The sequence below is a fragment of the Myxococcus eversor genome, from assembly GCF_010894455.1.
GTDB classification, from domain to species: domain Bacteria; phylum Myxococcota; class Myxococcia; order Myxococcales; family Myxococcaceae; genus Myxococcus; species Myxococcus eversor.
In genome coordinates this window covers 62187-75131 of record NZ_JAAIXY010000018.1, presented here as the reverse complement: position 1 = coordinate 75131, position 12945 = coordinate 62187, and the positions used below count along the sequence as shown (strand labels likewise).

General features: G+C 69.7%; 12 protein-coding genes. 1 reads left to right on the top strand and 11 read right to left on the bottom strand.

Translation table 11 applies throughout. The features are described from left to right. Positions 1-84 precede the first annotated feature (84 nt). The 11 genes from epsU to G4D83_RS31475 all read right to left on the bottom strand — a co-directional run bounded on the left by epsU (position 85) and on the right by G4D83_RS31475 (position 11630). Entirely contained in the window at positions 85-1293 is a 1209-nt protein-coding gene (gene epsU, locus G4D83_RS31515) for an exopolysaccharide biosynthesis GT2 family glycosyltransferase EpsU (RefSeq protein ID WP_163868566.1), read from the bottom strand. A 22-nt stretch (positions 1294-1315) separates the two neighbouring features. Beyond that, entirely contained in the window at positions 1316-2833 is a 1518-nt protein-coding gene (gene epsV / locus G4D83_RS31510; RefSeq protein WP_240356823.1) for a PCP family exopolysaccharide biosynthesis protein EpsV, read from the bottom strand. 2 nt (positions 2834-2835) lie between these two features. Next, positions 2836-3240 carry an exopolysaccharide biosynthesis response regulator EpsW gene (gene epsW, locus G4D83_RS31505; protein ID WP_163868564.1) on the bottom strand — a complete coding sequence of 135 codons (405 nt, stop codon included), beginning with the start codon at positions 3238-3240 and terminating at the stop codon, positions 2836-2838. A gap of 29 nt (positions 3241-3269) precedes the next feature. Then, positions 3270-3446 (bottom strand): hypothetical protein, encoded by a 177-nt coding sequence (locus tag G4D83_RS45670; protein WP_176433534.1) that lies wholly within the window; start codon positions 3444-3446, stop codon positions 3270-3272. 10 nt (positions 3447-3456) lie between these two features. Then, complete coding sequence (epsX, locus tag G4D83_RS31500) at positions 3457-4713, bottom strand: exopolysaccharide export protein EpsX (protein ID WP_163868563.1); 1257 nt, start codon at positions 4711-4713, stop codon at positions 3457-3459. A 3-nt stretch (positions 4714-4716) separates the two neighbouring features. After that, the gene (gene epsY, locus G4D83_RS31495; protein WP_163868562.1) at positions 4717-5355 is read right to left on the bottom strand and encodes an exopolysaccharide export protein EpsY; all 639 of its coding nucleotides are present in this window, start codon (positions 5353-5355) and stop codon (positions 4717-4719) included. 18 nt (positions 5356-5373) lie between these two features. Continuing rightward, positions 5374-6924, bottom strand: coding sequence for an exopolysaccharide biosynthesis flippase (wzx, locus tag G4D83_RS31490; RefSeq protein ID WP_240356795.1), 1551 nt, complete (start codon positions 6922-6924; stop codon positions 5374-5376). 107 nt (positions 6925-7031) lie between these two features. Next, a complete protein-coding gene (epsZ, locus tag G4D83_RS31485) occupies positions 7032-8522 on the bottom strand; it encodes an exopolysaccharide biosynthesis polyisoprenyl-phosphate hexose-1-phosphate transferase EpsZ (RefSeq protein ID WP_163868561.1) in 1491 nt (496 codons plus the stop codon). A 338-nt stretch (positions 8523-8860) separates the two neighbouring features. Next, a complete protein-coding gene (gene fdhD / locus G4D83_RS31480) occupies positions 8861-10243 on the bottom strand; it encodes a formate dehydrogenase accessory sulfurtransferase FdhD (protein ID WP_163868560.1) in 1383 nt (460 codons plus the stop codon). Continuing rightward, positions 10240-10374 carry a hypothetical protein gene (locus G4D83_RS46975; RefSeq protein ID WP_275902403.1) on the bottom strand — a complete coding sequence of 45 codons (135 nt, stop codon included), beginning with the start codon at positions 10372-10374 and terminating at the stop codon, positions 10240-10242. The genes fdhD and G4D83_RS46975 overlap by 4 nt, the downstream gene beginning before the upstream one ends. Continuing rightward, positions 10371-11630: a molybdopterin molybdotransferase MoeA gene (locus G4D83_RS31475; RefSeq protein WP_163868559.1), complete on the bottom strand. Its 1260-nt coding sequence runs from the start codon at positions 11628-11630 to the stop codon at positions 10371-10373. The genes G4D83_RS46975 and G4D83_RS31475 overlap by 4 nt, the downstream gene beginning before the upstream one ends. Before the next feature lie 459 nt (positions 11631-12089). Between G4D83_RS31475 and mobA the strand changes: the two genes are divergently transcribed. Further along, positions 12090-12695, top strand: a complete 606-nt coding sequence (mobA, locus tag G4D83_RS31470) for a molybdenum cofactor guanylyltransferase (RefSeq protein WP_163868558.1) — start codon at positions 12090-12092, stop codon at positions 12693-12695. Positions 12696-12945 lie beyond the last annotated feature (250 nt).

Here is a 12945-nt window from a genome sequence, read left to right as displayed (position 1 = left end):
CCTCGCATCGCACGCGAGGCTCCGGGCTCCATCATGGTTTCCGCATGAACCGGGCCCGAAAGAGCCCGGCGCATCCACAGCAACTCAGGGGCGCTCGGCTTCGCGCGAGGTGCGCACCCACTCGCCGCGCTTCTCCGCGCCGGGGCCGCGCAACATCAGCCCCACCTTCCACACCACGTACACGGGCGCCCACGCCAGGTCCAACAGGCCGCGAGGCCCCACGCCGGACACCCACCAGCCGCGCAGCACGTACGCGCCCAGGCTCATCAACGCGAAGCCCGCCAGCGCCGAAGCCCACACCGCCGTGCCACCCGACAGCCACACCAGCACCGCCGCCGCCACCGCGCTGCCCACCGCCGCGAGCACCAACTGGCTCAAGGGCGGCACCAGCACGTCCATGGACAAGTCGAGCAGCAGTCCACTGCGCTGCTTCAGCGCGTCCTTCAGGAGCGGCCAGCCGTGCAGCTTGCGCATCTGGCTGCGACCACCCTCCCAGCGCTGGCGCTGCGAGCGGCTCTGCTTCTCCGCGGAGACCATCTCCCCCTGCACCTCCGCCTCCCAGGCGTAGTGCACGCGGTGGCCCTTGCGGCCCAGGCGGATGCCGTACTCCAAATCCTCCACCACGCTGAAGGCGTCGTGCGGCACCTCGCGCAGCACCGCGTGCGTGAAGCACATGCCGTTGCCGCGCAGGCCGCAGGAGACGCCCATCGCCTCGCGCCCCGACGAGCGCACCTTGTGGAACATGCCCAGCGCAATCGTCATCAGCCGCGTGCGCCACGACGCCGTCGGGTTCATCACTCCGTAGTGCGCCTGTGCCGCATGAGCGCCGTCATCCAGCCGCCGCGCGTACGCGTGCAGCAGGTTGGGGGACACCACCGTGTCCGCGTCCACCACGACGACAGCGTCCGCGAAGCCGTCCTTCTGGCTGAACTCGAAGGCGTGCGCGAGCGCATAGCCCTTGCCGCGCTTCTCCGTGTCGTGCCGCTCCAGCACCGTGGCGCCCGCCTCGCGCGCCTTCTGGGCCGTGGCGTCCGAGCAGTTGTCCGCGATGACGAGGATGCGCCGCAGCGACGCGGGGTAGTCCACCGCGGACAGGTTCGCCACGGTGCGGGCGATGCCCAGCTCCTCGTTGTGCGAGGGAATCACCACGTCGAACTTGCGCGTGGGCGCGGGAGGCACCGGCGCCGCGCGCCGCCACGACAGCAGCGTCAACAGCAGCAGGTAGCCGCACGCCGCCGCCACCGGCAACAGCGCCACGCACAGCGCCAGGTCCACCCAGGTCCACACCGTCACGAGTCTCTCCCCCGAGCGCGCCTCAGCGCCGCTCCAGCTCCGCCAGCACCGGGAGCTTCAGGATTCGCTCCACCTGCCACTTCTCCAGGATGCGCCGACGGATGATGTCCAGCGCCACCGCCGCGAAGATGCCCAGGCCGATGCCACCCACCACGCCCGCGGCGATGATGAGCTCCACCTTCGGCTTGGACGGCTTCTCCGGAAACTGCGGCGGCGCCAGCACGCTGAAGCGGTGCTTCATCGACGCGCGCGAAATCTCCAGCTCCGTCTTCGCCTGGTCCAACCGCCGCATCTTCTCCTGGTGCCGCATCACCAGCATGCGCACCCGGTCCGCCGCCACCGACACCTCCGGGTTGTCCGCCGTCGTCGGCCCGCCGAACGTCCCCGCGCCGAGCAGCGGCCCCGTCGTCCCCTGCTCCAATTCGCCCGGGTCTCCACCGCTGCGCATGTACTCGTTGATGAGCTCGTTGAGCTCCGAGCGCAGCGCCACCAACTGCGGCGAGTCCTCCGTCAGCGCGACGATGCGCTGCTCCAAATCCGTGATGAGCGGGTGCTGCGGCGAGTAGATGACCCGCTGCTCCGCCAACTGGTTGCGCAGCTCCGTCAGCCGCCGCGCGCGGAACTCCTCCACGTCGGAGATGGCCCGGCGCTTGGTCTGCACCATGAACCGCATCTGCGCGAGCAGGTGGTTGGTGTTGATGCCCAGCCCCGCCTGCGCCTGGGCCTGCGCGTTCCGGCCTCCACGCGTCGCCGCCTTGGCCTCGTCGCGCTTGCGCTTGGCCTCCACGCGCTTCACCGTGGCGTCCAGCGTCGCAATCGCCTGTTTGATGCCCTCGGCCTCGTCAATCACCTGCTTGTCGAGGATGGTGATGGCCTCCGACACCGCGCCCATCTCCGCCGCCTGGCGCATCTCCAGGAAGTTCTTCTGCGCCGCTATCACGATGTCGAGCGCCAGCTGCGGGTCGCTCCAGTCCACGCCGATGGTGACGGTGCCCGTGCCGCCCTCCACCATGACGAGCATGGCCTGCTCCAGCATGGCGGTGAGCGCGTCGCGCTTGTCGTCCTCCGACATGGGCGGCGGCGGCTTGCGCGTGAGCGTCTCCTTCAGCTTGCTGATGGGCGAGCGCTGCAGCTCCCAGTACTCCACCAGCTTCGCGTCCCGGACGACGGCCTTGATGTTGTCCGTCTTCATCACCATCTCCCACGCCGCGCGCGTGGGCTGGTCCGCGTCCACCGGAATGGAGCGGCCCGGGTTCGCCAGCGAGGCGATGATGAAGTTGCGTTGCGTCAGCATCCGCGTTTCGACGTGGTACTTGCGCGGCATGATTTTGCTGACGCCCGCCGCCAGCCCCGACACCGCCGCCATCACCACCAGCGCCAGGAACCAATGACGCAGCACCGCGTTCTTCACGTAGAAGACGGCGTCAATCGCGAAGCCCCAGTCGATGAGGTCCGAGGGCGCGTTCGTCTCCACGCGCTCCGGCGTGTACGCCGGGCGGGGAGCAACGGCCTGCGGACCCCGAGGCCCGGGGGCCGGCATCGTCACGACGTCCTCCTCGCAGCGGCGCTCTTGAGGAGCTGGCCCACCCGACGGGAGAACTCGTCCTGCGTGAAGGGCTTGCCCAGGTAGCTGTTGGCGCCCGCCTCCTCGGCGTGCGCCTTGTCCTCCGGCAGGTCCCGCGCGCTCACCACCAGCACCGGCACGTCCGCCATGCCCGGCGTGCGGCGGATGTGCTCGCACAAGTCATAGCCGGAGATATCCGGCAGCGTCAGGTCCAGACACACGAGGTCCGGACGTGATGCGCCCGCCAGGTGCTTGAGCGCGGCCTGGCCATTGGGCAGCTCCACCACGTCCTTGAATCCCATGGCACGCAGGTAGTCGCCCAACATCTTCCGAAAGAAGGGCGCGTCCTCCACCAGGAGAACCGTGTGCAGTTGGGGCTCCATCCGTCGTCAGCCTTTCTTCTCAGTCACGCTCAGTCGAAGCCGAGCCGTGGCACCCAGACGATGACGCCGTAGGTGTATGCCGCGTTGAAGAGGATCACCCACAGGATGGCCTTCTTCAGTCCCCTCATCGGATTCTCATCCCTCGCCGCGATTGCCGGCAGGGTGATGGTGAGGAAGAGGACTGACATCAGGATGAGCTTCGCCATGGGTCCAGCCTCAGAGGATACCAGTTTGACGCAGCGACAGGCCCAGCGCCGCCGCCCACTGGAAACGGGCCGCCGGTAGCTCGGGCGAGCGGCTCCACGTCCCTCGTGTGTCGGCATCCACCGACATCCAACTGTTGAGAATCCAGGATGCCGTGACGCCGCCGGACACCAGCCGGTCGCCTGTCGCGCCGCCCACCGCGAAGGCGGTGCCGCCCGTGGTGGACACTCGCACGCGAGGTCCCAGGGCCCACGTCCCCGTCACGGTGAGGTCCGCTCGCGGGTACACGCGCGCCGTCAGCCGGTCCGTGAAGGGCGACACCCGCACGCCCACCCGCCCGTCGAAGTCCGCGGTGCGCGAGGGGATGCGGTGGCCCACCGCGAGGGTGAGGTTGGGCAACAGCTCCGTGCGGGGACCGGTGTCGGGCGTCTCGCCCCCGGGCTCCGGGTCCGGGTCGACTCCGGCCGCTGTCAGGGAGCGGACGATGCTGGCCCCGGCGCCGGCCTCCAGTGACGTCCTGCGCGTCATCCGCCGCGTCCAGCTCTCCGTCAGCGTCACGACGGTGTTGTTGGCGCCGGTGGAGAAGCGCGCGTGCGTGACGGCGGCGGACGTCGTCAGCGCGCTGAGCGAGGACAGCGCGTGGCTCAGCGACGTGTCCAGGCGCGGGCCGTACTGCAGGGGTACCGCTTCGCGGGCCGGGCCGTCCAGGCCGCCGCTGACGGAGAAGCCGGTGGTGGCGGACAACTGCCAGCGCCGTCCCAGCCAGCTCGTCTCGCCGGTGAGCGAGGTGGCGGACGAGAGGAAGTGGACGGTGTCGGCTTCCGGGAGCGGCTGGAGCGGACCGCCGCCCACGGGCGGGCGCAGCGGGCCGTCCGGGTCTATCGGGTCCGGCTCGAAGATGGGCAGCGCGTCCGTGGTGAGCAGGTTGACGCTGCCCACCACCAGCTCCTCGCTCAGCCGGAAGGACAGGCCGCGCTCGGGACGCCAGAGGGCGGCGAAGCGGCCCACGTGCTGCACCTCGGTGCGCGCCTCGGCGGTGACCTCGCGCAGGCTGATGCGCGGGGCGTAGTCCAACTGGAGGGTGGTGTTCCCCTCGCGCCGCTCCAGTCCGATGATGGGCGTGAAGTCGGTGTCACCGGCGATGGAGGGCGCGTCCTGGGCGACGTCCTCGTTGGAGCGCACGCGCGAGTCCACCCGCATGGACGCGGTGTAGGTGATGGCGGTGGAGGAGACCTCCAGCCACATCGCGGTGAGCGCCGCCCCCAGCACGACCTACTCCACCACCACCACGTCACCAGGACGCAGCCGGAATGTCGGCGCGCGCCCCTCGGCGTGGATGAGGTCCTGGTAGCGGAAGCGGATGCGCAGCGGGCCCTGTCCGTCCTCGTGACGCATGACGAAGATGCGGTCCTGGTGCGCGTACTCGGTGAAGCCGCCCGCGCCGGCCAGGGCCTGCAGGAGGCTTGCGCCCACGTCGATTTCCAGCGGGCCGATGCGATTGATTTCACCCACCATGGTCACCTTGATGGGGCGCGCCATCTCCAGCGCCACGGTGACGACGGGGTGGTTGATGTAGTCCTTCAGCCGCGTCTGGATTTGCTGCGACAGCATGGCCGGGCTGTGGCCCGCGGCCTCCACGTCGTCCAGGAAGAGCAGGCTGATGCGCCCGTCGTCTCGCACGCGCGCCTGCGTGGTGAGCGACTCCTGGTTCCACACGCGGATGTTGAGCAAGTCCCCGGCGGCGATGCGGTAGCTCGCGTCGAGCGGGGGCGGCTTCTCCTGGTACTCGTCCACCCAGGTGTACTTGCCCAGCCCGCTGCACGCGGAGGCCACGAGCAGCAGCACGGCGCACGCGAGGACGCGCGGCGGGAGGTGGAGCGCGGGGCGATGGGTGCGGGGCAGGGACGACATGGGCTCTGACGGTTTCCTCTACGGGGTGGGGGCGACGGCGATGACGGCCGGCTCCGGTTCGGGGTTGCCACGGCGGCGCGCCAGCTTCACCACCGCCAGGACTTCACCCGGCCGTATCGCGCCGAGCGCCAGCACGCCGAAGACGTACAGCGCGGCCTCCACGCCCAGCCGGGGCCAGTCCGCAAGCGAGTAGAGCACCGTCCGGTCCAACGCGACGACGACCACGCAGACCACCGCCGTCTTGGCCACCATGACGAGCAGCCGGCGGTCCACCGCGGAGCGGCCCATGCGGCCGAGCATGATGATGGTGATGACCACCTCCATGAGCAGCAGGGAGATGGCCGTGCCCGCCGCGCCGCCGCCGTCGCCGTAGGCCGCGTGCAGGCGAGGCACCAGCATCAGGTTGAGCAGCGGGTTGAGCAGCAGGCTTCCGAAGATGCTGGTGCCCGTCACCCACCACTCGCGGTTCGTCATGGTGAGCCAGGCGCCGCACGTCATCGTCACGAAGGCCAGGACGAACAGGGGCGACTGGAGCCGCAGGAGATTCACCGCCAGCGAGTAGTCCTTGCCGAGCAGACCAATCCACAGGGGCGCGCCCATGACGATGAGCATCATCATGGGGACGGTGACGGCGAGCGTGCCCTCCAGCGCGCGGCGGGCGATGGCGCTGACCTCGTCCTCGGAGCGCGCGGCGGCGCGGGACATCAGCGGCAGCAGCACCCAGCCCATGACAGGGTTGAGGGCGAAGGTGACGTTGGAGATGCTCCACGCGGCGCTGTACCAGCCGACCTCCTCGTGGTTGCCGAGCATCCCCAGAATCATGATGTCCAGCCGCCCGTTCGTCGCGAGCGCCGCGGCGGTGAGGAAGTAGGGCAGGCCCGCCTTGAACACCCGCCACGTGGCGGGGAAGTCGACGCGGAACACCAGGCCCATGTGCTGGCGCGCCAGGTGCCAGCCGATGGCCAGCTTGATGGCCTCCGACGCGACGACCGGCACCGCGAGCCACGGCAGGGGCAGACCCAGCACGCCGACCGCGAGCAGTCCGCCGCCCCACACCACCTTGGTGACGACGTTGGAGATGGACAGCCCCGCGACCTTGCCCTTGGCGTGCAGCAGCGCCGCCATGGACGCGTTGCACATGACGAGCAGCTGCGCGACGCCGAAGACGTAGACGAGCGCGCGCATCTCCGGCGGATCGTCCCGGTAGCCCATGACGAGCGCGAGCGCGCCCATGAGGACACCGGTGAGCACCAGCCGCACCAGCATGGAGGCGCCGAAGAAGTCGCTGGCGTGCTCGGGCCGGCGCGACACCTCCTTGCGGATGTACATCTCCAGGCCGAGATTGGTGGCGATGAAGAAGATGGCCGAGAAGCTGTCCGCCCAGTTGAAGCGCCCGAAGGCCTCCGGGGACATGTAGTGCGTCAGCAGGGGCCGGATGCCGAAGGCGATGGCGTACGTCACCAGCAGCGAACCGCCGAGCTGAAGGCCGTTGCGCACCGCGCCCATCGCCTCGTGGGAGCGCTCACGCTCCTGGGCGTCATGCTGATTGGATTCGCTGTGGGTCGTCACGGTGGGAGCGGGCCTCCCGGCAATTGGCCGGACAGCCCGAGTGCATAGAAGACGAGCGGGGGCGGCACGTCAATGCCGCCCCCGAGGAAGTCAGGCCGCCTGGAAGCCTAGCTGGCCCCGCGCCCCGTAATCACCACGGGCACCGTCTGGAGCAAGAGGCGCAGGTCGCTCGTGAGGGTCCAGTGGTCGATGTACTGCATGTCCAGGTACATCCACTCCTCGAACGAAATCTGGTTGCGACCGGAGACCTGCCAGATGCAGGTGAGGCCCGGGCGCACCGACAGCCGGCGGCGCTGCCACGTCTCGTACTTGGCCACCTCGTTGGGCACGGGCGGGCGCGGGCCGACGATGCTCATCTCGCCGCGCAGCACGTTGATGAACTGGGGCAGCTCGTCGATGGAGAACTTGCGGATGAAGCGGCCGATGCCCGTGATTCGCGGGTCGTTCTTCATCTTGAAGACGGGGCCGGACTGCTCGTTCTGCGCGGCCAGCTTCTCCTTCAGCTCCTCCGCGTTCACCACCATGGAGCGGAACTTGAGCATGTAGAACGGCTTGCCGTTCTGCCCGACGCGGTACTGCTTGAAGAAGATGGGGCCCTTCGACGTGAGCTTCACCACGAGCGCCACGAAGCCCAAGAGCGGCAGGAGCATCCACAGCGCGACGGCGGACACGCAGATGTCGAACAGGCGCTTCATCGCCATCTGGTGCGGCTTGGGGCTCACCGCCGCGAAGTGCAGGAAGCCGTCCGCCACGGCGCGGCTGTCCACCGGACGCGCGCGGTCCAGACGGAAGCTGTGCGCGGGCAGCGCGAAGGGGACGCCGAAGCGCTCGGCCAGCTTGATGGACGCCTGCATCGCCTCGCCCTGCTTGAGCGTGTTGCCGGCGATGTAGACTTCGTCCACGGCGGTGTTGCGCAGGATGTGCTCCAGGTCATCCACCGTGCCGAGCACCTTGGCGGGCAGCTCACCGATGGAGCCCGTGTCGTCGTGGAAGCGCACGAAGCCGATGAGCTGGCGGCGACCGCGGCGCGCCAGGTCCTCGCCGGAGTAGCGGCCCATGGCGCCCGTGCCGACGATGACCACGGTGTCCGTGGGGCGCTCCTGCGAGGCCACCGAGCGGAAGACGAACAGCCGGAGCAGCAGCGCCACCGGCCAGAACACGATGAGCAGCGGGGCGAGGCCGGGGACCTTCATCGTCTCCGGCAGGGACAGGTGCACCACGGCCAGCACCGTGACGACGGCCAGCGTCGTCACCGACACCAGGGCCACGTGGTCCAGCTTGCTGCGCTCGGCGAAGCGCGAGTCGTACAAACACAGCGCGGTGCCGGTGATGATCCACACGATGAGGGAGGTGAAGACCAGGGCGGGCAACAGCCAGCCGGGCTGCGCCATCAGCAGGCCGTCCATCCACGCGGAGGCAGCCAGCACCACCGACATCAGGACCAGGTCTACCGTGAGGTTGAGCTTCGCCGCGAAGCCGGGCGCCAGCTTCGGCCCGGGAACCAGCTCCTCCGCGACCCCCATGATGTTGCCCTGAGCGGATGCCGACCCAGGAGCACCGACCGCCGCACCAGTACTTGCGCTGCTCATCGTGTCCACCCCCCTCTACCGCTCGCTGAGTGTTCAGTTCCGGTAGAGGATGCCGTTGAGGCTGAAAATCTTCAAGTCGGAAAGAACTGCTTTTTGCCATGCTTGTGCGGCGCGTTGCAACCCCCCGCACGGTCAGTAAGACGTGAAGTCGTGTGAAATCTTTGGATCATGCGACTCGCGTCGTACCTGATGGGGTCCCAGCGAACACCGGAAGCCACCCCTTCGCTTCCCCCGCCGGCAAGCGCGGCCCTGGAGACTTTGCATCTACGGTGCCGGTCTGACGCGGAGAGTACGGCGCTGATGACAGGGGTGGATGCATGGCTGTGCGAGTCAGGAGTTTCAAGGGGTTAGCCGATTTCCAGCCGTTCCGGGTGGGTGTAGACGTTGAAGCGGCCGTTCCGGACGAACGTGGCGAGCGTCACGTTGGAACGCAGGGCCAGGTCGATGGCTAGCGTGCTGGCCGCGGAAACGCCCGCAACGATTGGGATTCTGGCCATGACGGCCTTCTGGACGATTTCGAAGCTGACGCGTCCGCTGACCGCGAGCACCGTGGGCTGACGCGTCAAGGCAGTAGGGGGCGCGAGGCCCGCGCGGATGGCCCGGGACAGCACGAGGGCGCCCACCACCTTGTCGACGGCGTTGTGGCGGCCCACGTCCTCGAAGGAGGCGAGCAGTTGGCCCTCCGCATCGAGGGCGGCGGCGGCGTGGACTCCTCCGGTTCGGGCGAAGTTGCGCTGGACGTCACGGAGGCGCTCGGTGGCGCGGGCGACGACATCCGGTGGGAGCCTGGGGCCTGGGGCGAGGGTGACACAGCGGGAGAGCAGGTCGTCCACGCTGCGCCGCCCGCAGACGCCACAGGCCGAGGTGGTGAGCGTGCCTCGGCGGGTGGCTCGGATGGGTTCGGAGTCAATGATGACTCCAGGGGCGGGAGTGACTTCGAGCACATTGCCCCAGCCTTCTTCGCCTGGCCGGCCGCAGTGGGCGAGGGTGCCCAGGTCCTCCGCGCTTCGGATGAGGCCTTCGGCCAGGAGGAAGCCCACGGCCAGCTCGCGGTCGTGTCCGGGGGTCCGCATGGTGGTGGCCAGGGCATCGCCGTTGATGCGCAGCTCAAGCGGCTCCTCGACGGCGACGGAGTCGTCCTCGGCGGGCAGGAGGGTGGCGCCGTTCCACCGCTGCACGGGGCGGGTGCCCACGCCGCGTGCATCCACGGGCGGGAGGGGCGCGCGGCGGGGAGAGCGCAGGTGTTCGAGGAGGGCGTCCGCGATGGTGTCCGTGTCGAGCGGGGAGAGCAGGCGCGCGGCGGAGGGGCTGGATGAGAGTGCGTCGGTGACGAGCGCGAAGACGTCCGGTCGGGAGGTGGCGAGCGGCGGGCCGAGTCCCTCGCGCCACACCTCCAGCTTGGGGAGAGGGCCGTCCTTCCAACCTTCCACGAGGACGAGGTCCAGCGTGCCCGCGAGGCGGGTGAGGAGCTCGGGCAGGGCCTCCGTGGGGATGGCGGCGGTGGTGAGCTGCACGCCCGAGGGGGTGGCGAAGCCGGTGAGGTGCGCGCCGGACTCCTGGAAGCGGGCGGTGTCGCTGCCGGCGCGGTGGAGCGCGTGCGCGTCCGAGGAGTGCTTCACGGCGGCGACGCGCAGGCCGCGAGCGGCGAGCAGTGGGAGCAGGCGCGTGAGGAGGGTCGTCTTCCCCGCGCCGGACCAGCCGACGATGCTGAGAGCAGGCACGCGGCTCATGGCGCGGCGTCCACCGTGTGGTGGTGGCGGTCGAACATCTCGACGGCGCTGAGGGCGGGCACGTCGCTCATTGCGCGGCGTCCGAGGCAGCCGAACATCTCGACGACGCTGAGGGCGGGCACGCGGCTCATGGTGTGATGTCCGAGGCCGTGTCCACCGCATGGTGGTGGGGACGGTCGAACAGCTCCACCTCGACGAGGTCGTTCTCGTTGAAGTCGGCGCGGCCCGGAGGGAGGACGGCCCAGCCGTCTGCCTGGACGTTCTGGAGAATCTGTCCGGCGCCTTGAGGACGCAGCAACGCGCGGAGGCCGTCGTCGCCGTACTCCAGCGTGGCGGTGATGAGATAGGTGAGTCCGGCCTGCTTGTGGCGAGCCTCTGACAGGCGAGCACGGACGCGGCGACGCGTTTCGAGCACGCCCTGATGCTTGAGCAGCAGCGGCCTCGCGAGCTGGTCGAAGGCGACCGTGGCCGCGCCCGGGTTGCCCGGCAACACGACGATGGCGGTGGTGCCCAGGCGCGCGACCGCCACGGGCTTGCCTGGCTTCAAGGCCACACCGTCGACGAAGAAGCGCGCGCCCATCGCGACGAGCACGCGCTTCACATGGTCCTTGTCTCCCACCGAGGCACCGCCCGTGGTGATGAGCACGTCGACCTGGGGCGCGAGCCGCGTCAATGCCTCGCGCAAGGCCTCCTCGTCATCACGGGCCCGGTCCATGTGGAGCACCCGGGCGCCAGCTTCACGCGCGAGCGCCGCGACCAGGACCAGGTTGCTCTCATAGACTTGATGCGCGAGCGCGAGCTCACCAGGACGCACGAGCTCATCGCCCGTGGCGAGCACCGCCACCCGCGGCGCCGGGCGCACGCTGACGGTGGTCTCCCCCTGGGATGCGAGCATGCCGAGCACCGAGGCATTCACGCACTGGCCCGCGCGAAACAGCGGCGCGCCCGCGAGGACCTCCTCGCCCGTGCGCCGGATGTCGTTTCCGGGAGGCACGCTGATGAAGAGGTCCACCGTGAGGCCGTCATCCGCCGCGCGCGCCGCCTCCTGGCGCACGACGGCATCGGCACCCGAGGGAATGGGGGCACCAGTGAAGATGCGCGCGGCCTCTCCTGGCTGGAGCGCGCGAGCGGGCAGGGCCCCCGCGTAGATGGTGTCGATGACGCGCAGCCGAGCGGGGTGGTCACGATTGGCACCGCGAGTCTCCTCCGCGCGCACGGCCCAGCCATCCATGGCGGAGTTGTCGCAGCCCGGCAGCGAGCGCGACGCCCGGACGTCCGTGGCGAGGAAGCGGCCATGGGCGTCGAGCAGGGGCACGGGCTCGGAAGCCGCCGGAGCGAGGGCTTCAAGCGCGGCCTGCCGGGCGGCGGAGAGGGACGTGAGCGGCATCGGGAGCGCGCAGACTACGCTGTGCGCCCTGGCGGTTGTCCATGGGACCGGAGGCCGTCTGTTCGGCTGCTGTCCTGGGTGGTGGGCCGGGGCCTGGAGCGGCGAGTGGCCGCCCCCGCCGCGAACCCCGTCACGTGGATCCGCTTCATGAACGCGCTTGCTGGCCGCCCCGCCGCGAACCCCGTCACGTGGATCCACTTCATGAACGCGCTTGATGCGGACCCGCGACCTGTCCCCGATGCACAGGCCCCGTGCGCGGATGCACCACGTGGACCGCCGCGTTACTGCCCGCATCGGGCTCGAAGTGCGGGGCCGCGCTCACCTCTCCGCGCTAGGTGTGGCATTCTCCCGTGAAGGCTCTCGTGAGTGCGTGTCTCACGGCACTCGGGATGGAACGTGTGGCGTCGCACGCGGCCGGGGGCAAGTGCCGACGTTCCAGGGGAGGGCGAGACACGAGCCATGGACACCGCGTATCCGGACGTGACGCTCGCCATCATCGCGGGAGGCCAGGGGCGTCGCCTCTCCGGCGTGCCCAAGGGCCTGCTGGAAGTCGAAGGCCGCACCGTGCTGGCGCGCATGCTCGCGCTGACGCCCCTCTTCGGAGAGGTGCTCCTCGTCGCCAACTCGCCGGAACCCTACGCGCGTTATGCGCTGCGCACCGTGGCGGATGTGGTGCCGGACAAGGGCGCACCCGGTGGAGTCCACGCGGCGCTGTCCGCGGCGCGGACTCCCTGGGTGGTGGCGGTGGCGTGTGACATGCCGTTCATCTCGCCCGATGTCCTGCGCGTGTTGCTCGACGCGCGCGGTGACGACGTGGACGCGGTGTGCTTCGAGGCGGGCGGACGCGTGGAGCCCCTTCTGGCCGTGTACCGCGCCGCGCTCGCGCGGGTCTGGCGCGCCACGTTGTCCGAAGACCCGTCCCTGCGTCAGCTCCTCTCACGCTTCCGCGCGCGACTGCTGCCCGAGTCCACGCTGCGCGCAGTGGACCCGTCGCTGCGCTCGCTGGTGAACGTGAACACGCCGCAGGACCTCACGCGGTACGCGGTGACTCTGCCTGGCGAGTAGTCCTCACCTGAGACAGACACGCTCCATCCATGGGTGTCATTGCCTCGCCTGGAGGGCCTTTCCAGACCCGGGGCAACGCGCATCGACGGCGCTCGCGTCACGTCATTCACGCTGACGTGTCAGTGATTCGCGAACACGAACACGCCGCTCACGCTGACGTGTCAGCGCTTCGTCGTACCGTGTTCGCGCGCAATTGATTGGCACGGATACCGCGCGGCGGACGTCGGCACGATGCGTGCTCATGCGCTGA

What these genes read in the sequence shown, in the direction of transcription:
- epsV (WP_240356823.1), bottom strand. Translation starts at nt 2,833, where the DNA reads ATGCCGGCCCCCGGGCCTCGGGGTCCGCAGGCCGTTGCTCCCCGCCCG.
- epsW (WP_163868564.1), bottom strand. Translation starts at nt 3,240, where the DNA reads ATGGAGCCCCAACTGCACACGGTTCTCCTGGTGGAGGACGCGCCCTTC.
- G4D83_RS45670 (WP_176433534.1), bottom strand. Translation starts at nt 3,446, where the DNA reads ATGGCGAAGCTCATCCTGATGTCAGTCCTCTTCCTCACCATCACCCTG.
- epsY (WP_163868562.1), bottom strand. Translation starts at nt 5,355, where the DNA reads ATGTCGTCCCTGCCCCGCACCCATCGCCCCGCGCTCCACCTCCCGCCG.
- fdhD (WP_163868560.1), bottom strand. Translation starts at nt 10,243, where the DNA reads ATGAGCCGCGTGCCTGCTCTCAGCATCGTCGGCTGGTCCGGCGCGGGG.
- G4D83_RS46975 (WP_275902403.1), bottom strand. Translation starts at nt 10,374, where the DNA reads ATGAGCCGCGTGCCCGCCCTCAGCGTCGTCGAGATGTTCGGCTGCCTC.
- G4D83_RS31475 (WP_163868559.1), bottom strand. Translation starts at nt 11,630, where the DNA reads ATGCCGCTCACGTCCCTCTCCGCCGCCCGGCAGGCCGCGCTTGAAGCC.
- mobA (WP_163868558.1), top strand. Translation starts at nt 12,090, where the DNA reads ATGGACACCGCGTATCCGGACGTGACGCTCGCCATCATCGCGGGAGGC.